Source organism: Microbacterium xylanilyticum, assembly GCF_054654695.1.
Genome location: NZ_BAAIEN010000002.1, coordinates 527,948 through 550,300, shown reverse-complemented (window position 1 = coordinate 550,300; position 22,353 = coordinate 527,948). Strand labels below are relative to the sequence as shown.

Annotated in this window: 23 protein-coding genes and 1 pseudogene; 12 read left to right on the top strand and 12 right to left on the bottom strand. The window is 71.6% G+C overall.

All coding sequences use genetic code 11. The features are described from left to right. The first annotated feature begins 62 nt into the window (after positions 1 to 62). Positions 63 to 710 (top strand): hypothetical protein, encoded by a 648-nt coding sequence (locus ACYQ1L_RS03160; protein WP_460002810.1) that lies wholly within the window; start codon positions 63 to 65, stop codon positions 708 to 710. A 25-nt stretch (positions 711 to 735) separates the two neighbouring features. Here ACYQ1L_RS03160 and ACYQ1L_RS03155 read toward each other — a convergent pair whose 3' ends face one another. From ACYQ1L_RS03155 to ACYQ1L_RS03140, 4 genes are all read right to left on the bottom strand, one after another. Continuing rightward, positions 736 to 1,656 (bottom strand): S1C family serine protease, encoded by a 921-nt coding sequence (locus ACYQ1L_RS03155; RefSeq protein WP_460002809.1) that lies wholly within the window; start codon positions 1,654 to 1,656, stop codon positions 736 to 738. A gap of 84 nt (positions 1,657 to 1,740) precedes the next feature. Then, positions 1,741 to 1,998, bottom strand: coding sequence for a DUF6510 family protein (locus ACYQ1L_RS03150; RefSeq protein WP_460002808.1), 258 nt, complete (start codon positions 1,996 to 1,998; stop codon positions 1,741 to 1,743). Next, positions 1,998 to 2,762 (bottom strand): FAD-binding oxidoreductase, encoded by a 765-nt coding sequence (locus ACYQ1L_RS03145; protein ID WP_460002807.1) that lies wholly within the window; start codon positions 2,760 to 2,762, stop codon positions 1,998 to 2,000. The genes ACYQ1L_RS03150 and ACYQ1L_RS03145 overlap by 1 nt, the downstream gene beginning before the upstream one ends. Further along, positions 2,750 to 3,349, bottom strand: a complete 600-nt coding sequence (locus tag ACYQ1L_RS03140; RefSeq protein WP_460002806.1) for a molybdopterin-dependent oxidoreductase — start codon at positions 3,347 to 3,349, stop codon at positions 2,750 to 2,752. Before ACYQ1L_RS03140 ends, ACYQ1L_RS03145 begins: the two co-directional genes overlap by 13 nt. A gap of 242 nt (positions 3,350 to 3,591) precedes the next feature. On the opposite strand from ACYQ1L_RS03140, the gene ACYQ1L_RS03135 reads away from it, so the two are divergent. From ACYQ1L_RS03135 to ACYQ1L_RS03120, 4 genes and pseudogenes are all read left to right on the top strand, one after another. Then, entirely contained in the window at positions 3,592 to 5,163 is a 1,572-nt protein-coding gene (locus ACYQ1L_RS03135; protein WP_460002805.1) for a Na+/H+ antiporter, read from the top strand. A 111-nt stretch (positions 5,164 to 5,274) separates the two neighbouring features. Continuing rightward, the gene (locus tag ACYQ1L_RS03130) at positions 5,275 to 6,216 is read left to right on the top strand and encodes a GlxA family transcriptional regulator (protein WP_460002804.1); all 942 of its coding nucleotides are present in this window, start codon (positions 5,275 to 5,277) and stop codon (positions 6,214 to 6,216) included. Positions 6,217 to 6,532: 316 nt separating this feature from the next. After that, positions 6,533 to 7,648, top strand: a complete 1,116-nt coding sequence (locus tag ACYQ1L_RS03125; RefSeq protein ID WP_460002803.1) for a DJ-1/PfpI family protein — start codon at positions 6,533 to 6,535, stop codon at positions 7,646 to 7,648. 114 nt (positions 7,649 to 7,762) lie between these two features. Next, positions 7,763 to 8,577 (top strand): annotated as a pseudogene (locus ACYQ1L_RS03120) (amino acid permease); the annotation flags it as partial. Between the two features lie 77 nt (positions 8,578 to 8,654). Here ACYQ1L_RS03120 and ACYQ1L_RS03115 read toward each other — a convergent pair. Genes ACYQ1L_RS03115 through ACYQ1L_RS03105 form a run of 3 tightly spaced genes read right to left on the bottom strand, consistent with a single transcriptional unit; the run spans position 8,655 to position 11,985 of the window. Beyond that, positions 8,655 to 9,500, bottom strand: a complete 846-nt coding sequence (locus ACYQ1L_RS03115; RefSeq protein ID WP_460002802.1) for a transglutaminase family protein — start codon at positions 9,498 to 9,500, stop codon at positions 8,655 to 8,657. Then, the gene (locus ACYQ1L_RS03110; protein WP_159576958.1) at positions 9,497 to 10,426 is read right to left on the bottom strand and encodes an alpha-E domain-containing protein; all 930 of its coding nucleotides are present in this window, start codon (positions 10,424 to 10,426) and stop codon (positions 9,497 to 9,499) included. The genes ACYQ1L_RS03115 and ACYQ1L_RS03110 overlap by 4 nt, the downstream gene beginning before the upstream one ends. Continuing rightward, positions 10,420 to 11,985, bottom strand: coding sequence for a circularly permuted type 2 ATP-grasp protein (locus tag ACYQ1L_RS03105; RefSeq protein ID WP_460002801.1), 1,566 nt, complete (start codon positions 11,983 to 11,985; stop codon positions 10,420 to 10,422). The genes ACYQ1L_RS03110 and ACYQ1L_RS03105 overlap by 7 nt, the downstream gene beginning before the upstream one ends. A 220-nt stretch (positions 11,986 to 12,205) precedes the next feature. Between ACYQ1L_RS03105 and ACYQ1L_RS03100 the strand changes: the two genes are divergently transcribed. The 3 genes from ACYQ1L_RS03100 to ACYQ1L_RS03090 all read left to right on the top strand — a co-directional run bounded on the left by ACYQ1L_RS03100 (position 12,206) and on the right by ACYQ1L_RS03090 (position 13,459). Further along, positions 12,206 to 12,634: an Hsp20/alpha crystallin family protein gene (locus ACYQ1L_RS03100; protein WP_460002800.1), complete on the top strand. Its 429-nt coding sequence runs from the start codon at positions 12,206 to 12,208 to the stop codon at positions 12,632 to 12,634. A gap of 17 nt (positions 12,635 to 12,651) precedes the next feature. Next, on the top strand, positions 12,652 to 12,942 hold the full coding sequence (locus ACYQ1L_RS03095) for a hypothetical protein (protein WP_460002799.1): 291 nt from the start codon (positions 12,652 to 12,654) through the stop codon (positions 12,940 to 12,942). A 199-nt stretch (positions 12,943 to 13,141) separates the two neighbouring features. Then, positions 13,142 to 13,459: a hypothetical protein gene (locus ACYQ1L_RS03090; protein ID WP_460002798.1), complete on the top strand. Its 318-nt coding sequence runs from the start codon at positions 13,142 to 13,144 to the stop codon at positions 13,457 to 13,459. Positions 13,460 to 13,501: 42 nt separating this feature from the next. Here the strand turns inward: ACYQ1L_RS03090 and ACYQ1L_RS03085 are convergent, their stop codons facing one another. Beyond that, on the bottom strand, positions 13,502 to 13,834 hold the full coding sequence (locus ACYQ1L_RS03085) for a carboxymuconolactone decarboxylase family protein (RefSeq protein ID WP_460002797.1): 333 nt from the start codon (positions 13,832 to 13,834) through the stop codon (positions 13,502 to 13,504). 130 nt (positions 13,835 to 13,964) lie between these two features. On the opposite strand from ACYQ1L_RS03085, the gene ACYQ1L_RS03080 reads away from it, so the two are divergent. Together ACYQ1L_RS03080 and ACYQ1L_RS03075 are read left to right on the top strand one after the other, a co-directional pair. Continuing rightward, the gene (locus ACYQ1L_RS03080) at positions 13,965 to 14,861 is read left to right on the top strand and encodes a helix-turn-helix transcriptional regulator (protein ID WP_460002796.1); all 897 of its coding nucleotides are present in this window, start codon (positions 13,965 to 13,967) and stop codon (positions 14,859 to 14,861) included. A gap of 2 nt (positions 14,862 to 14,863) precedes the next feature. Then, complete coding sequence (locus ACYQ1L_RS03075; protein ID WP_460002795.1) at positions 14,864 to 15,850, top strand: aldo/keto reductase; 987 nt, start codon at positions 14,864 to 14,866, stop codon at positions 15,848 to 15,850. A 74-nt stretch (positions 15,851 to 15,924) separates the two neighbouring features. Here ACYQ1L_RS03075 and ACYQ1L_RS03070 read toward each other — a convergent pair whose 3' ends face one another. Beyond that, the gene (locus tag ACYQ1L_RS03070; RefSeq protein ID WP_460002794.1) at positions 15,925 to 16,449 is read right to left on the bottom strand and encodes an NADPH-dependent FMN reductase; all 525 of its coding nucleotides are present in this window, start codon (positions 16,447 to 16,449) and stop codon (positions 15,925 to 15,927) included. 564 nt (positions 16,450 to 17,013) lie between these two features. On the opposite strand from ACYQ1L_RS03070, the gene ACYQ1L_RS03065 reads away from it, so the two are divergent. Together ACYQ1L_RS03065 and hrpB are read left to right on the top strand one after the other, a co-directional pair. Continuing rightward, positions 17,014 to 17,442: a MarR family winged helix-turn-helix transcriptional regulator gene (locus tag ACYQ1L_RS03065; RefSeq protein WP_460002793.1), complete on the top strand. Its 429-nt coding sequence runs from the start codon at positions 17,014 to 17,016 to the stop codon at positions 17,440 to 17,442. A 58-nt stretch (positions 17,443 to 17,500) separates the two neighbouring features. Then, entirely contained in the window at positions 17,501 to 20,104 is a 2,604-nt protein-coding gene (hrpB, locus tag ACYQ1L_RS03060) for an ATP-dependent helicase HrpB (RefSeq protein ID WP_460002792.1), read from the top strand. Here hrpB and ACYQ1L_RS03055 read toward each other — a convergent pair. The 3 genes from ACYQ1L_RS03055 to ACYQ1L_RS03045 form a co-directional block, all read right to left on the bottom strand. Then, complete coding sequence (locus tag ACYQ1L_RS03055) at positions 20,101 to 20,835, bottom strand: ABC transporter permease (protein ID WP_460002791.1); 735 nt, start codon at positions 20,833 to 20,835, stop codon at positions 20,101 to 20,103. The two genes, hrpB and ACYQ1L_RS03055, sit on opposite strands and share 4 nt — an antisense overlap. Continuing rightward, the gene (locus ACYQ1L_RS03050) at positions 20,832 to 21,605 is read right to left on the bottom strand and encodes an ABC transporter ATP-binding protein (protein ID WP_460002790.1); all 774 of its coding nucleotides are present in this window, start codon (positions 21,603 to 21,605) and stop codon (positions 20,832 to 20,834) included. The genes ACYQ1L_RS03055 and ACYQ1L_RS03050 overlap by 4 nt, the downstream gene beginning before the upstream one ends. A gap of 154 nt (positions 21,606 to 21,759) precedes the next feature. Next, the gene (locus ACYQ1L_RS03045) at positions 21,760 to 22,350 is read right to left on the bottom strand and encodes a TetR/AcrR family transcriptional regulator (RefSeq protein ID WP_460002789.1); all 591 of its coding nucleotides are present in this window, start codon (positions 22,348 to 22,350) and stop codon (positions 21,760 to 21,762) included. Positions 22,351 to 22,353: the final 3 nt, after the last annotated feature.

Below are 22,353 nucleotides of genomic sequence, written 5' to 3'. Positions count from 1 at the left end.
GCAGTGTCAGCCGGTCGATGCCGCCCCGGCGCGGCTACCCTCGATGCTGGAGAGGAGACGCCATGGCCGACGAGCACACCTCGCGCGTGAACGCCTCACGCCGGCAGAGCTACGCCCGCGTGATCACGATGGCCCGGATCCTGCTGCCGACCTGGGACGGATCCCTCCCCGCGCTGACGGCGGAGTTGCGCCGCGAGGCGGGCCTGAGCGACGGCGCGTTCCGCACGCTCTTCCCCAGCGACCGCGACCTGCTGCACGCGGTCGACCACGAGCTGCTCGAGGAGTGCGCCCAGCGGGTGCGCTCGGCCGCGGAGACCTTCGATCCCGCGCAACACCCCGACGAGGCGCCCGAGGTCGCGATCTCCGCGGCGCTCGCGCGGGCGCGCCCGCTCGACTGGAGCTCGCTGACCATCCGGCTCCGCGAGCGCCAGCTCGCCGCGTCGACGGGCGCGCGCAGCGAGGACGTGATCGAGTCGGAGCGCGCGTTCCTGCCCGCGCTGCTGGAGGCGTTCGAACTGCTGCTGTCGCGCATCGGGCGCCGGTTCGAGTGGCAGCCCGCCCTGGGCGTGCGGGTCGTGATCCTCACGTACGAGCGGTCGTTCGAGTCGTGGATCCTGTCCGGCGGCAACGAGAAGTCGTTCCCCGAGTCGAGCTACGTGCGGCACACCCTCCCGGCTCTGCTGCTCGGCGTGAGCAGCCCGCAGGACTGACGCTCGCCCCGATGCGATCATCGGCTCAGCCCAGCTGCAGCTCCTCGGGCTCCAGCACGAGGTCGATCAGGGCGCCGTTGCGCAGGACCGTCATCTCCATGCGCCGCCCGATCGCCGCCTCGACCATGACGCGCTGCAGACCGGTCGGGTCGAACACCGGCGTGCCGTCGATCGACAGGACGACGTCTCCCGGCCGGGCGCCGGCAAGGGCGGCGGGGCTTCGCGGCACCGTCGAGACGACCTGCATGCCGGTCGCCGAGCCCACCTTCGCGGCGGCCTCCGGGGTGAGCGGCACCTTCGCACCCGCCACCCCGAGCCAGGCCCGCCGCACCCTCCCGACCGTCGCGAGCGTGTCGATGATCTCGAGCGTGGTGACGTTGATCGGCACGGCGAGCCCGAGCCCGACACCCGCGACCGCCGTGTTGACGCCGACAAGCCTGCCGCTGCTGTCGGCGAGCGCTCCTCCGCTGTTGCCGGGGTTCAGCGCGGCGTCGGTCTGGATCACCTCGTCGATCACGCGGCCGGACGCGGTCGGCAGCGAGCGGCCGAGCGCCGACACGATGCCCGCGGTGACGCTGCCTGCGAGCCCCCGCGGATTGCCGAGCGCGACCACGAGCTGCCCGACGCGGAGCCGCGAGGCGTCGCCGAGAGGCACCGGATCCGGCGTCCGCCCACGAGCGCGCAGCACGGCCAGATCGCTCAGCACGTCGGATCCGATCACGTCCGCCTCGATCGCGCTGCCGTCGGCGAACGCCAGGCTCACCTCACGCGCACCCGCGACCACGTGCGCGCTCGTCAGCAGCAGTCCGGAGCGGATCACCGTGGCGCTGCCGGCGCCTGCACCGTTGGCTGTGCGCACGTTCACCGACGCGACCGCCGGCAGCACCGTCTCGGCGACGCGCACCACGATCGTCGAGTACGCGTCCAGCGCTTCATCGTCGTCCATGCCAGCAGTCTCCGCCCGCCCCGGGCGGAGCCGGCGATCGTTCGCCGAAGGCTGACCGTGCCCGTGGCGGGTCGCTGCCGAGCGTCAGGGCGTCGGCACCTCGATCGCACCGGTGCCCGTGAAGTTCACGAACGTGCGGTCGCCCGCCTGCACGATCGTGAGCAGCACCTGTTCGCACGCGAGACAGCGCGCAACGGTCCCGGCGGCGCTGCGGAACACGATCGCCGTGGCGAGCTCGCCGACGTTGCCGCACCCGTTGCATCGCGCCAGAGCGGCGGTCGCATCGAAGGACAGAAGGTCGGCCAGCGCTCCCGCCAGCAGATTCCCGTCGAAGTGCTGCATCAGGTTCCTCCATAGCGTTCGGTGCGGATCGCACGCGGATCGTGTCCCAGATCGACGAGCCAGGACGCCACCCGCTCGACGAACGCCGTGGCCCCGCACACGTAGACGAGAGGTTCGACCTCGGGGCTGAACGTCGTCGCGGCGACGCGCTCGCGGGTGATGCGACCGACCGGCTCGTGGTCGCCGTCCGGTGCGCGCCTCGTGTAGACGTAGTCGGCGACGAACGGGGCGGGCCCCGACGCCGCGGCCGCGAGCTCGTCGGCGAAGAAGACGTCGTCGGGTGTGCGCACCGAGTACAGCAGACGGAACGGCGTCGCATCGGCCGCGTCGATGTGCGCCTGCACGATCGCATAGAGAGGTACGACACCCGATCCGCCGGCGATGAGCTGGACCGGCCGCCCGGCCGTGCCGTCCACCGGGGCGCGCCACACGAAATAGGCGCCGAGGGGACCGTGCACCTCCAGGCGGTCGCCCGTCCTCAGCTCGTCGATGAGGAACGGCGACACCTCGCCGTCCGGGACCCGCGCGACCGCGAGCACGACCTGCGTTCCGTCACCGGAGGAGGCGATCGAGTACGACCGCGTCGCCGTGTAGCCGTCGGGTGCCGTGAGTCGCACGTCGAGATGCTGGCCCGGAAGGTTCCCCGGCCAATCGGAGACCTGGAGCAGGATCCGCGCCGCCGTCGGCGTCTCGCGGCGGACCTCGATGACGTCGGCTGCATGCCAGGGCTTGCGAGGGAGCGCGCGCTCCGTCACGTCGCCCACCAGTAGCGCTCTTCCTTCCAGGGATCCCCGTGCAGGTGGTACCCGTTCTGCTCCCGGAAGCCGGGCTCGTCGTCGGACAGCAGCTCGAGTCCGCGGATCCATTTGGCGCTCTTCCAGAAGTACAGGTGCGGCACGAGCAGGCGGGCGGGACCTCCGTGTTCCGGGTCGAGGGGCTCCCCCTCGAACTCGAAGGCGACCCAGGCCTTGCCGCCGCGGAGATCCTCAAGGGGCACGTTCGTCGTGTAGCCGCCGTAGCTGTGCGCCATCGCGTACTCGTCCGAGGTGTCGACATCGGCGAGCAGCGTGTCGATCGAGACGCCCCGCCAGTGCGTGCCGAGCTTCGACCAGTGCGTGACGCAATGGATGTCGACGACGACGTCCTCGATGTGGAGCTGCTGGAACTCGTCCCAGGTCCAGCGCCGCTCCCGCGCCGCGCTGCGGATCGTGAACTCCCAGTCGTCCGTGGCGATCTGCGGCGTCGGGCGCGCGGAGAGCACCGGGAAGTCGTGCACCAGGGTCTGCCCCGGTGGCAGTCGATCGTCCGGATCACGGCGGCGACCGGTGAACGCGCGGGTGATGAACGACATCGCGAACCCCTCTCCAGGGACGGCGCATACGTGGACCGGCTCAGCCTGTCATCCGCCCGCGACCGACGCCAGTGCACCGGCACAGGTCCGGACAGCGGCGCGAAACCCTTCGCGCCGGCACCCGTAACGGCCGCGTAACACCGGGATGCGACGCTGGGCGCAGGCGAAGCTCCTCGAGTCGGCGTCGCGAAGGCGGGATCCCGGTTTCGCCGCACCGCCCCTGCTCCCGGAGAGGACTGCTGATGGATCCGCTCACCACCTTCGTGCTGGTCGGCGCCCTTGTCGTGGGAGCAGCCTGGCTCGCCCCGCGCCTGCACGTGCCGGCCGCGCTGCTGCAGCTCCTGCTCGGCCTGCTGGCGGGCCTGTTCCCCGAGGTGCGCAGCATCCACCTCCCGTCCGACGCGGTGCTGGTGCTGTTCCTCCCGGCCCTGCTGTTCTGGGAGGCGCTGATGACGCCCCTGCGCGAGGTGCGCCGCGATCTCCGGGTGATCCTGCTGCTGAGCACGCTGCTCGTCGTCGCCACCACGTTCGGCACCGCAGGGATCGGCGTCGCCCTCGGCTGGGGGTGGCTGCCCGCGCTCGTCCTCGGCGCGGCGCTGGCACCCACCGATGCGACCGCGGTGGGTGCGCTCGCCCGCGCGCTCCCCCATCGGAACGTCATCCAGCTGAGGGCCGAGAGCCTGGTGAACGACGGCAGCGCCCTCGTCATCTACACGATCGTGATCGGGCTGGCGGCGAGCGGCGCCCACTACTCCGGGTGGGATGTCACGGGTCTCGTCGCCCTGGCGTACGGCGGCGGGACCGTGGTCGGTCTGCTCGCGGGTCTGCTGGGCACCCTCGCGCTCCGGCGTCTCGACGATCCGCTGCTGCACAACGCCGCGCTCGTGCTGGTGCCCTTCGCCGCCTTCCTCGCCGCCGAGCAGATCCACGCCTCCGGCGTCATCGCGGTCGTCATCGCCGGGTTGTATCTGAGCCGCACCGGACCGCGCTCCGGCACCCCGCAGTCCCGGCAGCAGCGGGACGGGTTCTGGACCCTGGCGACCGCGGGGCTCAACGGCGCCCTGTTCGTCCTCATCGGAATCGAGGCGCAGTCCGCGATGCGGTCCGTGCCGCTGCAGAGCATCCCCACGCTGCTGCTGCTCTGCGTGCTGATCTGGATCGCGATCCTGCTCATCCGCTTCGCGTTCCAGATGATCACGACCTGGGGGATCCGGCTCGTGGACCGCAGCCCTGCCCAGCGTCAGAAGCGGATGACGCACCGGGCCAGGGTGGTCTCGACGGTCGCAGGCTTCCGCGGTGCGATCTCGCTGGCCGTCGCGCTGGCCGTCCCCGCGGACATGCCGGGACGCGCGGAGGTCATCTTCGTCGCCACCGGCGTGATCATCCTCACGATACTCGCGCAGGGCATGCTCCTGCCCGCCGTGATCCGCTGGGCGCGCTTCGAACCCGACACGATGGTCGCCGCCGAGTTCACGCGCGCACACCGCACAGCGCTGCTCTCGGCGATCCACGCGTCCACGGCGCTCGCCCGGGAGATCGACGTCCCGGAGCACATCCGCGAGCGCGTGGTGAGCGAGTACCGCGAGCGCCTGGAGCGGATCGGCGCCGCCCCGGAGCCCGGGCGCAGCACGCGACGGGATCTGGACCATGACTACGCGGCCCTCAACCTCGCCCTCGTGGACCACGCCCGAGACGTCGTGATCCGCCTCCGCAACCACGGCGCGATCAGCGACGCCACGCTGCACCGCCTGCAGACACGGCTCGATCGCGACGCGCTGCACCTCACCCCCGCGTCCGCGGATCGGCACGACTGACGCGTCACGGCTCCGAGCGCGCCGGAAACTCAGCCGGTGATGCCGGATCCGTCCGGTGATCGTGCTCGATGACGCCTCGCGCCGACGCTCCGCCGCCCGTAGATTTCAAGGGTGTCCAAGCGTGTCGTCGTCGTCGTACTGCCCCATGTGAACCTGCTGGATCTGTCAGGTCCGGTGCAGGCTTTCTCCGCAGCGACTCGCTTCGGAGCCGACTACGAGCTGGCGTTCGTCTCCCCGGATCCGCTCGTGACGTCCGCCCAGGGACTCGAGCTGGCCGGCCTCACCGGTCTGACGTCCGTGCGCGACAGTGACCTCGTGCTCGTCCCGGGCACCGATCTGACGATGTCGCTGGAGCTCGCCCCGGATATGATCGGGTGGATCCGCGAGGCCGCGCACGCCGGCGCGCAGATCGCGTCCGTATGCACGGGGGCGTTCCTCCTGGGCGAGGCGGGATTGCTGGACGGGCACCGCTGCACGGCGCACTGGAGCGTGATCGAGCACATGCGCGAGCGCTACCCGCGCGCGCGGGTCGTGGACGACGTCCTGTTCGTCATGGACGGGTCCATCCTCACGAGCGCCGGCATCGCCTCCGGGATCGACCTCTCGCTCGCCATCATCGAGCAGGATCACGGCGCCGCGCTCGCTGCCCGCGTCGCGCGCGAGCTGGTGGTCTATCTGCGCCGCAACGGGACCGCGGCGCCCACCAGCCCGTTCGTGGAGTTCCGCGATCACGTCGTCCCCGAGGTGCAGGCCGTGCAGCAGATCCTGTCCGACGGCTTCTCGGAGCACTACACGCTCGAGGAGCTCTCGCGAGCGGTGCACCTCGCGCCCCGCACGCTGACCAGCAAGTTCGTCCGCACCGTCGGCATGACCCCGCTGCAGTACCAGCAGACCCTGCGCATCGGCCACGCCACAGCACTGCTGTCCTCGACCGATCTCTCGGTCGAGGCGATCTCACTGGCGTGCGGGTACGCCGACGCCCGGCAGCTGCGGCGCGTCTTCGCGCAGGTGCACGGCCTGTCGCCGCGCGAGTACCGCGCCTCCCTCCGGTAGCACGCCCTCTCCTCACGTCCCCCGGCGACAGACCGTCGCCGTCTCCTCCACCGACCCCTTCCTCGGAGCCCTTCATGAACACCTTCCTTCGGCGCGCCCTGCTCACGGTCGGCGGCGTCATCCTCGCGACGGCCGTCTTCGGCGGCGTCGCTGTCGCCGGCTTCACCACGACGATGGCGCAGGACTTCGCGCCGCTCCCCGCCCCCTCCTCCGCGGAGCCGGCGACGACCCGGCCCGCCGCGCCAGACCGGATCCAGGTCGCGATCCTCCTCGGTCGCAACGGCACCGTCGCGACCGACGCGATGGGACCTATGGCGTGTTCGCCGCGTCCGAGCGCTTCGACGTGCGCACGGTCGCGGCATCGCGAACCCCGGTCGCTCTGTCGGGCGGGCTCACCACCGTGCCCGACGCGTCCTTCGCGGACTACGAATCCGGACGGCTGCCCCGCCCCGAGCTCATCGTCGTCCCCGCTATCGCCGACCCGTCAGTGGCAGAGGAGGCGGATCTGCGCGCGTTCATCGAGACGACGCACGATGCCGGCGCCCGCATCATGGGCGTCTGCGCCGGGGCGCGCGTGCTCGTGGAGACAGCGGTGCTCGACGGCAAGCGGGCGACGTCGTTCTGGTCCGACATCGACGGGATGACCTCGACGCACCCGGAGACCACGTGGGTGCGGGGAGAGCGCTGGGTCGAGGACGGAGACGTGCTCACCACCGCGGGTGTGAGCTCGGGCATCGCCGCCAGCCTGCACGTCGTGCAGCAGCAAGCGGGCACGGCCGAGGCGGTGCGGATCGCCGACGAGGTGCGCTATCCGCACTGGAGCCCGGACGCGTCGACGAGCATCCCGGTCAACACGGTCTCGCTCGCGGACTACCCGTATGTGCTCGGCGCCACGATGCCGTGGGGGCAGCCCCGCTACGGCCTCGGGCTGACACCGGGCGTGGACGAGATCGACGTCGGCGCGGCCGCCGAGCTGTACGGCGGAGCCGCGTTCACCGCGCACGTCGTGCCCGTCGCGGAGGGCCCCGAGGTCACCACGCGGCACGGAATGACGCTGCTCGCCACTCCCGTCGCGAAGGCCGGCAAGCTCGACCGTCTCGTCATCCCCGGGGCGACGTCGTCCGTGCCGCTCGCGGACGCGGTCCCCGACGTGCCGGTGTTCCTCCCCGCCGCGGCCGCCGGCACGGGCAACACGAGCTTCGACCCGATCCTCGCTGACATCGCGCGCTCCGACGGGGGCCACGTCGCCCGGACCGCGGCGAAGTACATCGAGTACCCGCTCCCCGCGCTGCCGCAGCAGGAGGTGGCACCCCTGCGCGTCACCGTGATCGCGATCGTCGCCGCGGCGCTCTCGATCGCCGTCGGCCTGGTCCCCGCGCTGATCAGCCGGATCGGGGTCCGGCACCGCGGCGCCGCTCGTCCGCAGGGGTGATGGGGCCGACGCCTCCTGCGAAACCTGCGTGATCTGCGCGAAATGACGGCGAAACGCCGCTCCGTGATACTGGCGCCCTATCGCGGAGCACGGCACGAGCGCCGACGATCCCCGGAGGCCGGGCCCACCGGGTTCTCGGTGATCGCCGACCACGGCGGCGTCTTCCCCACCGGAGCAGTCGCGCCCCTCCTCGCGATCTCGGGCGTCGTGTTCGCCTACGCGGCCATCGAGCTCGTCGGCACCGCGGCAGGAGAGACCGCGGAGCCGGCGAAGGTCATGCCGAAGGCGGTGAACACGGTCGTGATCCGCATCGCGATCTTCTACGTGGGATCCGTCCTGCTGCTGTCACTGCTGCTGCCGTTCAGCACCTACAAGGCCGGGGAGTCCCCGTTCGTGACCTTCTTCTCGCACCTCGGCGGCCCCGGCACCGGGGCGGTGGCGGGCTCGGTACCGCGGCGATGAGCCGCAACGGCGTCCCCTACGGCGGTATCCTGCTCACCGCCGTGATCACCACCGCCGGTGTCGGCATCAATGCGCTGTGGCCGTCGCAGGCGTTCGAGATCGTGCTCGAGGTCTCCGCACTGGGGATCATCGGGGGCTGGGCGACGATCGTGCTCTGCCAGCTGAAGCTGCACTCGCTCATCCGCAGGGGAATGCTGACGGCATCGTCGTTCCGGATGTTCGGGGCGCCCTAAACCGGCTACCTGACGCTGGCATTCCTGCTGTTCGTGCTCGTGACCATGGGCTTCTCCGAAGTGGGTCGCTGGGTGCTGGCGTCTCTCATCGTGATCGTGCCCGCGCTGATCGTCGGCTGGTTCGCGGCCCGCAAGGGGATCCTCGCCGCCGCGAAGCAGCGCGAGGGCTTCACCGGCAAGCACCCCGTGCTGCCGCATCGTCAGGCATCCGAGGCGCTGCGCAGCGACGGCTGATCGGCCTGGCGAGACGCGGCCCCCGGGGATCGGATGAACCCCGGGGGCCGCGTCGTCCGTTCACTCCAGGCGACGCCTCACTCCAGGCGGGTGATGTCGACCGAGACGAACAGCTCGGACGCGCCGGATCCGGCGTAGACGCCGCGCAGCGGGGAGATGTCGGAGTAGTCCCGGCCGACGCCGACGAACACGTGCGAGGGACCGATCTCGACGAGGTTGGTGGGGTCGTAGCCGCGCCACGCGCCCGAGAACCACTCCACCCAGGCGTGCGACTCCCCGGTGACGGTCTCGCCGACCTTCGGATCCGCGTCCGGGTGCAGGTACCCGGACACGTAGCGCGCCGGGATCCCGGCCGCGCGGAGCATCCCGAGCGTCACGTGCGCGATGTCCTGGCAGACCCCCGCGCGCGCCGGCCACGCGTCCCGGGCCGTCGAGTTCACCCCGGTCACGCCGCGGCGATAGGTCATCGCCTCGCCGACGATCCGGCAGATCGCGGTGGCCGCGGCGTCGATGCCGTCGTGCTCGGCTCGCGCCTGCTCCGCCAGTTCGCGAATCTGCTCATCGGGGTCGGTGGCATGCGTCTGGATGAGCATCTCCGCGACGTCGAGCGAGGTCGCAGCCGCGCGCGCGAGCTGGTCCCAGCCGAGCTCCGGGCCGCGCGCAGGGATCGTGCGGGTTTCGACCACGCTCGTCGCCACCACGGAGAGCTCCTCGTGCGGGGTGAGCACCTCGAACGCGGTCACCGGCGTCCCCCAGTGGTCGTTGTACGTGCTCGGATGCGTCGCCGGGCTGGTCTCGACGCGGGCCTGCAGCACGAGCTGGCGGTCCTGCGTGCGCGGCAGCATGCGCGCCTCGTTGTACGAGGCGGTCGCGGGCGAGGCGTACTGGAATCCCGTGCGGTGCACGATCCTGAGCCGGGTCATAGCGTCTCCTCGGTCCAGACGGGGGCGGCGATGGAGGGGAAGTACTGGTCCTGCACCGCGTTGCTGATCGCGGAGACGCTCTCCTGCACGTGGCGCATGCTGCTCTCCAGCAGGAGCACGAGATCGGCCACGGGCCGGTACTCCAGCTCCGACCGCAGCCGGCCGATGGCCCGGCCCACCGCATCGGGCGGCAGCAGGGGCGAGGACTGGCCGATGCGGCGCAGGCTCTCCTCGGCGCGGATGACGCTCGACAGCACCGAGCGCGGGAAGTGCCGGTCGATGAGCAGGAACTCCGTCGCCGACGTCGCGGTGGGCATGGCCCGGTGCACGCGCAGGTGCGCGTCGTACGCATCGCAGCTGCGCAGCAGGGTCATCCAGTTGATCGTGCTGCCGCCGTCCGCCCGTGCCGCGGAGACGAGCAGGCGCGCGGTCATGTCCGCGGCCTCGAGGGCGCGCCCGAGCACGAAGAAGTACCAGGCCTCGTCCCGGCTCATCGACGTCTCGGCGACGCCGTAGGTGAGCGCGGCCCGCTCGCGCACCCACTGGAAGAAGGAGTGCGAGCGCTCGAAGTCCACGCGCAGCGGCAGCCGGGCGTTGGTCGTGTTGAGCACCTCCCACAGGTCCTGGGAGATGACCTCTCGGGCGCGCCGGGCGTTCTCGCGCGCTGAGGACAGCGAGTGTGCGACCGAGATCGCCTGGGTCCGGTCGGTCGCGAGCGCCCGGAGCGCATCGCCTCGGCGCGGGTTGCCGCCGGCGGCATCGGGCACGCCCATCACGGACAGCACCCCGCGGCACACCGACTCCTCGTCTGCCCAGGGATCCTCGAGCAGCAGCTGCAGATGCACGTCGAGGATCCGGGCTGTGCCGTCGGCGCGCTCGACGTACCGTCCGATCCAGAACAGCGCTTCGGCGATCCGGCTCAGCATGACGACACCTCCTGCTGCTGCTGTTGCTGCTGCTGTTGCTGGCGCTGCGGGTCGTCGATCGGCGGCACCGGCAGCGGTGCGACGGCGGCACCGGAGCGCTCCGCGGCCGGCGGACCCGCGATCCGGACGGCGCCGATCGTGGCCGAGGCGCGCGGCGTCGCCGGATCCTCCAGCACCCAGGTGTCCTTGGATCCGCCGCCCTGGCTCGAGTTGACCACGAGCTGCCCTTCCGGGAGTGCGACCCGGGTGAGGCCGCCGGGCAGCACCCAGATCCCGTCGCCGTCGTTGACCGCGAACGGCCGCAGGTCGGCGTGCCGGGGCCGGAACCCTCCCTCCACGAGGGTGGGGATCGTGGACAGCTGCACCACCGGCTGCGCGATCCAGCCCCGCGGATCCGCGGCGAGCGTCTTCCGCGCCGTGTCGAGCTCGGCGCGCGAGGCGGCGGGACCCATGATGAGGCCCTTGCCGCCGGATCCGTCCACCGGTTTCACGACCAGCTCGTGCAGCCGGTCCAGCACCTCCTCGAGTGCACCCGGATCCTCCAGACGCCAGGTGTCGACGTTCGGCAGGATCGGCTCCTCAGCCAGGTAATAGCGGATCAGGTCGGGCACGTAGGTGTAGACGAGCTTGTCGTCGGCGACCCCGTTGCCGACCGCGTTCGCGATCGTCACGTTCCCGAGTCGCGCGGCGTTCAGGATCCCGGCCGCGCCCAGCATCGAGTCCGGGCGGAACTGCTGCGGATCCAGGAACTCGTCGTCCACCCGCCGGTAGATCACGTCGACGCGGCGCGGGCCGGTCGTGGTGTGCATCCAGACCCGCCCGCCCGAGCAGAACAGGTCGCGCCCCTCCACCAGCTCGACGCCCATCAGCCTCGCCAGCAGGGTGTGCTCGTAGTACGCCGAGTTGAACACGCCCGGCGTGAGCACCACGACCGTCGGGTCGTCGGCGCCGGACGGCGCCGCCGCCCGCAGCGCGCCGAGCAGGCGGTTCGGGTAGTCGACCACGGGAAGCACCCGCATGTCCGCGAACATCTCCGGCACCATCTGGGCGAGTGCGCGGCGGTTCGCGAGCACGTAGCTCACGCCGCTCGGCACGCGGACGTTGTCCTCGAGGACGCGCCAGCCGCCGGACTCGTCACGGATGACGTCGATGCCGGCCACCTGGATCCGGACGCCGTTCGCCGCGACGATTCCTGCGGCCTGGCGGTGGAAGTGGCTCGACGAGGCGATGAGCGGCGCCGGGATCACGCCGTCGGTCACGCAGCGCCGTGCGCCGTACACGTCGGCGAGGAAGGCCTCCAGCGCCCGCACGCGCTGCGCGACGCCGAGATCCACCTCGCGCCACTCGTCGGGCGCGATCACCCGCGGCACGACGTCGAGCGGGAACGGGCGCTCCTCGCCGGCGAAGTCGAAGGTCACGCCCTGCGACAGGTACGCCCCGGCGAGCGCCTCGACCCTGCCCCGCAGATCCTCCGCCGACATGTCGCTGAGCGCACGATGGATCCCGCGGTAGGGATCTCGGGCGGCGAGCTCTGCACCTGCGTCGCACGCGTCGAACATCTCGTCCCAGGGCGAGCCGGAGCGGGATCCTGTTGCCTGCCGGCGCTGATTTCGCGCGCGAGTCCGGCGTGCTACGGGCTCGTGTCGTGCAGATCTGGAAGATCCGCTTGCATCGTCTTCACGACGGTGTTATAAAAAATCTACAGCGCAGGGCATAGATCCTGACGAGCGGATCCATGCCCCTGAAGCATCTCTCAACGAGGACATGGAGGTGGTCATGATGCTGATGCGCACTGATCCGTTCCGTGAGCTGGACCGACTCACCCAGCAGATCTTCGGAGCGGACGGAACCCTGGCGAGGCCGTCGGTCATGCCGATGGACGCCTGGCGCGAGGGCGACGTGTTCCACGTCGAGTTCGACCTGCCCGGCGTGGACCGGGAGTCGATCGACCTGGACGTCGAACGCAACGTGGTGACGGTGAAGGCCGAGCGGCCGATCCGGGCGAGCGACGTGGACATGCTCGCCGCGGAGCGGGCTCGCGGCGTCTTCAGCCGACAGCTGGTGCTCGGCGACAACCTGGACACCGGGAAGATCACCGCCAACTACGACGACGGCGTGCTCTCGCTGCAGATCCCCGTCGCCGAGGAGGCGAAGCCGCGCAAGGTCGCGGTCACCAGCAAGTCGGAGAACCTCGCCATCAGCGCCTGAACCGTCAGGAGCAGATCATGATGATCCCATCCCTGCAGGGCGCGAGGGCCGACCGGCTGCTCGATGAGCAGTTCATCGAGCTGATCGTCGCGGACGACGAGCTGATGCAGGCCGAGTTCGACGACATCGTCGCCGCGGAATGGGCCGTGCCGCCGGCACTCGGCAGCACGTGCGAAGCCACCGCGGACGGCCGTGGCACCCGGGGCCACCGGCGCCGCGACGCCGACCGGTCGCGCTCCTCAGCGAGCGGCCCTGCCCGCGCGAGCAGCGGTCTCGTTTTCGCGCGATCGCCGCCTCGCGACCGATGAGCAGTACCCATCGAGGCGTTGCCTCACACCACCGAGGTGACAGCCGCCCCGCCCGCGCATTCGGATTCCGGGGCGTGAGCACCGGAGCCACGCCCGCGCGCGGCCCGCGCATCTCGAAAGCGGGCCGGGTGGCTGCCCTCCTCGCCCGCGCCGTGCGGTGCATCGCGCCGCGCGGCGCACCGATACACCAGGAGCCCAGATGTCGAATGACCGATACGTGCTGCAGCAGCTGACGCCCATCGAGTGGATCGTCGTGGACACGAGCCGCGGACCGGGTGATCCGTACCGCACCGTGGCCTGCGTCTACGAGACGGAGCAGGCGGCATACGACGTGATCTGGCTGCAGGATCTGGGCCTCCCGGCCACCTGGACGTCACCGCAGGACGTGCTCCACGCCATCCGCCGGACCGCCGAGCGCGCGACGCGGATCCCTTCGTCCAAGCCGATCCCCATCCCGCACCGGCCGCCGCTGCGGGTGCCGTCGTTCGTCGAGGGAGCCGCGCCGTCGCTGGTCTGAGCATCGCGCGGTGCGGTTTCGCAGGGCCGACGGCATCGCTCTTCAGCCGTCGCCCTCGACGACTCCCTTCAGCACTCCCGTCGCGCCCATTCCGTTGGGCCAGCCGGCGTAGAACGCCAGATGCAGCAACGCCTCCTTCAGCTCCTCGTCGGTCACGCCGTTGCGACGGGCGAAGCCGAGGTGCAACGTCAGCTGCTCCATCTTCCCCATCGCGGTGAGCGCCGCGACTGTGATCAGAGAGCGGTCGCGGGGTGAGAGCCCCTCCCGCGCCCAGACCTCGTCGAAGAGGACGCGAGCCGTGTAGTGGACCAGTCCTGGGGCGAAGTCCCCGAAAGCTCTCTCGCCGCCGTTCCAGCCCGTGCCCGCGCTGCTCATGTGTCTCCTCTCATCCGCGGCCTCAGACAGCTCGATTCCATCGCAGCGACCGGCGAGGCAGGGAGTCTCTCGTGAAGGGTGCACCAACGGAGACTCCCTGGTCCGGGGTCGGCAGTCCTACCGTGGGGGCATGGACACCAGAGCCGAAGCGCGAGAGTTCCTCATGTCCCGTCGCGCACGCCTCACCCCCGAAGCGGCAGGGCTCACCACCACCGGCCACCGCCGAGTGGAGGGCCTGCGGCGCAGCGAAGTGGCGATGCTCGCGGATGTGAGCCCGGAGTACGACGCGAAGATCGAGCGCGGCAACCTCGTCGGCGTGTCAGAAGCGGTTCTCGAGACGATCTCGCGGGCTCTGCAGCTCGACGATGCCGAGCGCGAGCATCTGTTCGACCTCGCCCGCACGGCGAACGGCGGCGCACGGCCGGTGCGACGTCGGAAACCGAAGACATGGGAGGCGCGAGAGGGGCTCGTGCGCGCCCTCGAGGCGATCACGCAAGGGCCGGCCTTCGTGCGCAACGGCCGCCTCGATATCCTCGCGATCAACGCACTCGGCCGGGCGTTCTACGACGAGGTCTTCGACGGGCCGGGGCAGGGCAACCTCGCCCGGTACTGCTTCCTCGACCCCCGCGCGAAGACGTTCTACCCGGACTGGGAGACGGCCGCGGACATCACCGTGGCGATCCTGCGCACCGAGGCCGGACACGATCCGCACGACAAGCAGCTGCAGGACCTCGTCGGCGAGCTCTCCACCCGCTCCGACGCGTTCCGCACCCGCTGGGGCGCGCACGACGTGCGCCGTCACGGATCCGGGACCAAGCAGTTCCACCACCACGACGTCGGCGAGCTGACCCTCACCTACGAGGGGCTGGAGCTGACGGCCGAACCAGGCCTCTCGTTCCTCATCTACACGGCCGAGGGCGGGTCCGCGAGCCAGGAGCGACTGGATCTGCTCGCCAGTCTCGCCGCCACCACCGCGACGCCATCGCACACCGCCGTGCGGCGCGAAACCACCACGACGAAGGAGTGAGCATGCACACCAGGACTCTCGGACAGGGCCTCGAGGTCTCGGCGATCGGGCTGGGCGCCATGGGCATGTCGCAGAGCTACGGACCCAATCCCGGTGACCGCGGCGAGATGATCGCGGTGCTGCGGTCGGCGCTCGACGAGGGCGTCACCTTCTTCGACACCGCGGACGTCTACGGCCCTTACCTCAACGAAGAGCTCGTCGGGGAGGCTCTCGAGCCGATCCGCGACCAGGTGGTCATCGCCACCAAGTTCGGCTGGGACATCCGGGATGGCCAGAGCGTCGGTCTGGACAGCCGCCCCGAGCAGATCCGCCGCGTCGCCGAAGCCTCGCTCACGCGCCTGCGCACCGAGACCATCGACCTGTTCTACCAGCACCGGGTCGACCCGGCGGTGCCGATCGAAGACGTCGCCGGCACCGTGGCCCAGCTGATCGCCGAGGGCAAGGTGAAGCACTTCGGGCTCTCCGAGGCCTCCGCCACGACGATCCGAGCCGCCCACGCCGTGTGCCCGGTGACCGCCGTGCAGAGCGAGTACTCGCTGTGGACCCGCGACCCCGAGGCCGAGGTGCTGCCGACCCTGGCGGAGCTCGGCATCGGTTTCGTCCCGTTCAGTCCGCTCGGGAAGGGGTTCCTCACCGGCACCGTCGACACGAGCACGACGTTCGCGGAGGGCGACATCCGCGGCCGCGTTCCGCGCTTCGAGGCCGAGAACCTCGCGGCCAATCAGGCGCTCGTAGACCACGTGAAGGCCCTCGCCGAGGCGAAAGGGGCGACACCCGGACAGGTCGCGCTCGCTTGGCTGCTCGCACAGCATCCCTGGATCGTCCCCATCCCCGGCACCCGCCGCACGTCGCGGATCAGGGAGAACGCCGCCGCCACCCGACTCGCCCTCTCTGCCGACGAGCGCGCCGACCTCGACGCGCTCATCCGTCGCCTCGGCGTGCACGGAGACCGCTACAACGCCCAGCACATGGGCTACGTCGACCGCTGAGAACCTCCGGGAGGAGCACCATGACCGACGAGAGATTCGACCAGATCAGATCCTGATGTGCACGGCCGGATCGTTCAGCGCTCCGGCTTCGCCCCGTTGCCGAACGCATGGCGGATCCGCGACCATTCGGATTCGACCCAGTCGCCGACGATCTTCGCCCGGTCCTGGACGGAGGCGGCGGGGAACGCCAGCCCGCGGGTCGGCACGCTCGCGCCGAGCTCCACGAGCAGCGGGCGCAGGGTCGTCTCCACCGCCAGCGCGTGCGTCGGCGCCCCGATCGTGAGCACGGGCACCGCGGTCACGCCGCGCAGCCCGTCGGATCCGTAGCGATCGAGGAACGCCTTCAGCAGGCCCGTGTAGGCGGCCTTGTAGGTGGGGCTCGCGATGACCGCCACGTCCGCGGCCGCGACCCGATCCAGCAGTTCGTCGACGCCCGGCTCCGGGAAGCGGAAGAGGGTCTCCGCGACGTCCGCGAGGTCGATCGTGGCATCGACATCCGCGCCGCCGCGAACACCGAGCACGACAGCCACCTCCTCCGCGACGAGACGGGTGCGAGAGGCGGGCTGGGGGTTTCCCACCAGCACAGCGATCCGGGTCATGAGGTTCCTCCGATGACGTAGCCGCCGACCGAGCGGCGCGGGTCTTTGCACACCGGCCGTGGGCGCTCTCCGAGCACCCGTCAGCCCACGAGCAGACGGTCGCCGACGGTCGCCGGGGTCCGCAGGGCGAGAAACGTCGTGCGCCGACGCAGGACGAATCCCAGACGCTCGTAGACGCGAATGGCGCCGACGTTCGCCGCCGCCGCGGGACAACCGAATCCGGACGCGAGTCGCCACCGGCGAGAAGACGCCGCGGGAGCGTCTCGTCGCGGGTGCCGACGGGCCCTTGCTCGTGGTCCAGTCGGAGGACGGCTGAACAGTGACGGGCGGCGGGTCGCCGAGCGCTCAAGCCGCACTTATGAATCCGCCCAGTTCGTGATCAAACCGTTGCATTCGTTACCCCGCCGTTATACAGTGATCGCACGGTGAAAGTTTTGCTGTGGCTCTCACCGCATGTGATTGCAGGACACTCTTGGTGCAAGGGACAAAGGCCGGTCGGGAGCCTCTCCGACCGGCCTTTACTGTGCCTGAGCCTGTTGTCCGCGGGGCGGATATCCTGAGGCCATGAGCGATCGGAAGCTTGCCCTCTCGGCGTGGGAGAGCCTGTTCCGTGCCCAGCACGAGATCTTCACCGAGATGTCCAACGACTTCGACGGCGCGGAGCTGTCCGCCGCCGAGTACGACGTGCTGCTCACCGTGACGCGCTGCGCCAGCCATACCGCGCGCCTGCGAGAGGTCACCGCGAACATGCTCATCAGCCAGCCCAGCGTCTCGCGCCTCGTCGACCGGATGGTGGCGCGCGGGCTGCTCGAGAAGTGCCCGGACCCGGAGGACGGCCGCGGCGCCCTCGTGCACGCCACCGAGGCGGGCACCCGCGCGTTCCGTCAACTCGCGACCGTGCACGGCCGCTCGATCGCCGAACGCATGTCGACCCTCGATAAGGACGAGCTGCGCACCCTGACGGCACTCACCGAGAAGCTGCGCGCACGCTGACCCGTCTCGGGGCAGGGATCCACGGATCCGGGCCGCGTCGGCACGGCAGACTGGACGGATGACGTCCGCCGCCTTCGACCTCCGCGCGATCGGGGCGGGGTTGTCATTCGCGGCGGCGGTCGACGAGGTCTCCGCGGCGCTCGAGGGCAGTGGTGCGGTCGTGATCACCGCGCCACCCGGCACGGGCAAGACGACGCTCGTGCCGCCCCTCCTGGCCTCGCGTTCCCCCGGCCGGGTGATCGTCACGCAGCCGCGTCGCGTCGCCGCCCGGGCCGCGGCACGCCGACTCGCTCAGCTCGACGGATCCCCGCTGGGCACCAAGGTCGGCTTCACGGTCCGCGGCGAGCGCACCGTGAGCCGCGACACCCGTGTCGAGTTCGTCACGGCGGGCGTGCTGCTGCGGCGGATGCTGGACGACCCCGGGCTGGACGGCGTCGGCGCGATCGTCATCGACGAGGTGCACGAGCGGGCGCTCGAGACCGACCTGCTGATCGGCCTGCTCGGCGAGGTGCGCGAGCTGCGCGACGACCTCACCCTCGTCGCGATGTCGGCGACCCTGGACGCGGAGCGTATCGCGGCCGTGATCGGCTCCGACGCCGCCCCGGCGCCGATCGTCGCGCACACCGCGCCCGCGCACCCGCTCACCGAGCGGTGGGCGCCGAGCCCCGTCCCTCACCTGGACGAGCGCGGCGTCACCCGCGGCTTCCTCGACCACGTGGCGCGCACCGCCGGCTCCGCCGCCCGGGAGCTGCGGCGCGACGACCCCTCCGCCGATGCCCTGGTGTTCGCGCCCGGTGCCCGCGAGGTCGCCGAGATCGCGCGCCGCATCCGCGACGGCGAGCCGGGCTTCGACGTGCGCGAGCTGCACGGCCAGATCCCCGCGGCGGAGCAGGACGCGGTCATCCGCGGACGCGGCCCGGCGGATCCGCCCCGCATCATCGTCACCACGTCGCTCGCCGAGTCGTCGCTGACCGTGCCGGGCGTGCGCCTCGTGGTCGACAGCGGTCTGTCCCGTCACCCGCAGCGCGACGCCGCCCGCGGGATGAGCGGGCTCGTCACCCGCGGCGCGGCGCGCTCCTCCGCCGTGCAGCGTGCCGGCCGCGCCACCCGCCAGGGCCCTGGCACCGTCATCCGCTGCCTCGACGAGCGCACCTACGCGGCGGCCCCGGCTCGCCCGGCGCCCGAGATCGCGACCGCCGACCTCGTCGACGCGGCGCTGCTGCTGGCCTGCTGGGGCGCGCCCGGTGGTGCCGGGCTGCGCCTCATCGACCCGCCGCCGGCCGACGCCCTCGCCGAGGCCCAGTCGGTGCTGCACGACCTCGGCGCCACCGACGCCGACGGCCGCGCCACCGCCGAAGGGCGGGCGCTCGCACGGATACCGGTCGACCCGCGCCTGGCCCGCGCCCTGATCGAGGGCAGTGCGCTCGTCGGCCCCGGACTCGCCGCCGAGGTGGTCGCCCTGCTCGGCGGCGACCTGCGCGTGCCCGATGCCGACGTCGCCGCGGCGATCGCCGGCCTGCGCCGCGGACGCGGGCCGGAGGTGCGTCGGTGGGCGCAGGAGACCGAGCGTCTGCGACGGTTCGTGCCGGCGCCGCCCGCACGGAGTGGCGGCGCGTCCAGGCAGGGCGCCCCCGGCGGCGCTCCCGCCCAGGGCGCCCTCGACGACGTCGGGCTCGTAGTCGCCCTCGCCTTCCCCGGCCGGATCGCACGGCGCGTGGAGCGCACCGCTGACGGTGCGACGTTCCTGCTCGCGTCCGGCACGCGCGCCGGGGTGCAGGGCCCGCTCGCGGGCGCCGAATGGCTGGCGGTCGCCGACGTCGCCCGCGCTTCCGGTCGCGCGGCGGTCGGATCCGGAGCTGTGATCCGAGCCGCCGCGGCGATCACCGAGGCGCAGGTGGAGCGCGCCGCGGATCACCTGGTCACGGATCGCGTCGAAGCGGAGTTCGCGGGAGGCCGGGTCACCGCCCGGCGAGAGCGGCGGGTCGGCGCGATCGTGCGGTCGTCGGTGCCGGTGCGGCCGAACGCGGATGAGGGGCGCCACGCCGTGCGCCGGGCGCTGCACGTCCAGGGGCTCGACGTCTTCACCTGGTCGGGGGCCGCCGACGACCTTCGCCGCCGGCTGGCCCTGCTGCACCACGCGATCGGAGCCCCCTGGCCCGACGTCTCGGACGCCGCGCTGACGGCTGCGCTCGACGGCTGGCTCGCACCCGAGATCGACGCCCTCGCTGCCGGCACGCCCACGGGGAGGGTCGATCTCGCACCGGCCCTGCGCCGCCTGCTCCCCTGGCCCGCCGCGGCGGAGTTCGACGCTCTCGCTCCCGAGCGGCTCGAGGTGCCGAGCGGATCCCGGATCCGCATCGCCTATCCTCCGCACGACGATCCCGCCGCCCGCCCGGTGGTCGCGGTCAAGCTGCAGGAGTGCTTCGGCTGGGCCGCGACTCCGCGCCTCGCCGGCGGTCGCGTGCCGGTGCTGTTCCACCTGCTCTCCCCCGCCGGCCGCCCGCTCGCAGTCACCGGCGACCTCGCATCGTTCTGGTCGGGCCCGTACGCGCAGGTGCGCGCCGAGATGCGCGGCCGCTACCCGAAGCACCCCTGGCCGGAGGACCCCTGGCAAGCCGCACCCACCCGGCACACCACGAAGCGCGCCGCCCGCGGCGACTAGGCCGTGCGCCGGCGCAGGGTCAGCGGCGCGAGCACGAGGAACGCCACCGCGAAGGCCGCCACGATGAGCACGGGGCGCCAGAGGTCCCAGTCGTCGGTGCCCGCGGTCACCGCCTGGATCGCGTCGATCGCGTGACTGAGCGGCAGCCAGTCGGAGATCGCGTACAGCACGTCGGGCATGGTGTCGCGCGGCATGAACAGGCCGCCGAGGATGATCTGCGGGAACACCAGCACCGGCATGAACTGCACGGCCTGGAACTCGGTCTGCGCGAAGGCGCTCGCGAGCAGGCCCAGCGAGGTGCCCAGCAGCGCGTCGACGACGGCGACGAGTCCCAGCTGCCAGAGCGGACCGTCGACCTTCAGGCCGCACACGTACACGGCGAACGCCACCGTGACCACGGCCTGCAGCACGGCCATCAGCCCGAACGCCAGAGCATAGCCGAGCACGAAGTCGGCCTTGCCGAGCGGCGTGGTCATGAGCCGCTCCAGCGTGCCGGAGCGCCGCTCGCGCAGCGTGGTGATCGAGCTGACCAGGAACATCACGATGAACGGGAAGAGTCCGAGGATCGCGCCGCCGAACTTGTCGAACACCCCGGTCGAGTCGGTGAACAGCCAGGCGAACAGGCCGACGAGCAGGCTCGGCGCGACCACCATGAGCGCGATCGAGCGCGGGTCGTGCCGCAGCTGGGTGAGCACCCGCTCGGCCGTCGCGAACAGCCGCCGCGGGTTCATGATCCGACCTCCTGACGCCGCGCCCGCCGCAGATGGGGATGCGCCGCGGCCTGCGCCTCGGCGTCCCGGGCGATGAGCACGAGGAAGGCCTGCTCCGGATCCGTCTTGCCGGTGTCTGCGAGCAGCTCCGCCGGCGTCGTGTCGGACACGATCCGCCCCTCGCGCATCAGCAGCAGCCGGTCGCAGCGCAGTGCCTCGTCCATCACGTGGCTCGAGACGAGCATGGTGGTACCGCCCTCGGCGGTGCGCCGGAACAGGTCCCACAGCTCCGCGCGCAGCACCGGATCCAGCCCCACCGTCGGCTCGTCCAGCACGACGAGCTCGGGCGAGCCGAGCAGCGCCACCCCGAGCGACACCCGGTTCGCCTGGCCGCCGCTGAGGCCGGACACCTGCTGCCGTGCGTACGGCGTCAGCCCCACCTGCTCCATGACGCTGTCGGCCTCCGCGCTGCTCACCCCGAGCACCTTCGCGAAGTAGCGCAGGTTCTGCCGCACGGTGAGGTCGGCGTACACGGCCGCGCCCTGCGTGCCGTACGCGACTCGGCGCCGGAGAGCTGCGGATCCGGCCTTCTCTCCGAGCACCGTGACCTCGCCGGACCGGATCCGCTGCACGCCCACGATCGCCCGCATCAGCGTGGTCTTGCCGCAGCCGGAGGGCCCGAGCAGCCCGGTCACCTCCCCGCGCGGGATGGACAGCGACAGACCGTCGAACACGTCGTGCCGGCCGCGCCGCACCCGCAGTCCTTCGATCGTCACCGCATTATTCATCATGTGGTGAATTATGGATCCGGGAGTGCCGCGGGTCAAGGGATCAGGCGCCTCCGCGATCGTCGGGCGTCCTTCGTCTCGTCGCTACGCTCCTCGCTCAGGAACCGACTACCGAACCGGTTCCTGAGCGAGCGAAGCGAGACGAAGGGCATCCGCGTCAGTCGAACAGGTAGCGCTGGATCGCCGGGCCCACCCGGGCGACGATCTCGTCCACCGGGACGTCGGCGATCGCCGGCAGCTTCACCACGTACCGGGTCACGAGCAGGCCCGCCATCTGCGAGGCCACGAGGGCGGCGCGCAGGGTCGCGTCCGGGGTGTCCAGCCGGGCCGTGATCCGCCCGATCAGCTCGCGGGAGAGGAACCCGACCAGCGGCGGCGACATCACCTTCGAACCGATGGCGACGCGGATCATGGTCACGCCGCGGCGGCGCACCTCCGGCCGCTCGAACGCCTCCAGCACGTACCGCACCACGCGCTCGCCGACCTCCTCGCGCGGACCCTCGAGGATCGCCGGCACGTCGATGTCGGGGCGCAGGGGGATCCCGATCACCTCGGCGAACAGGTCCGCCTTGGTTCCGAAGTAGTGGTGCACGAGCGCCGAGTCCACGCCGGCGCGGCCCGCGATCGCCCGGATCGTGGCGCCGTCATAGCCGTGCTCGCCGAACTCGTGCTCGGCCGCGGTCACGATGAGGTCCCGGGATCCGGACTCCCCCCTGGGGCGGCCCCTGCGTCGTCTCGTCGTGGTCATGCG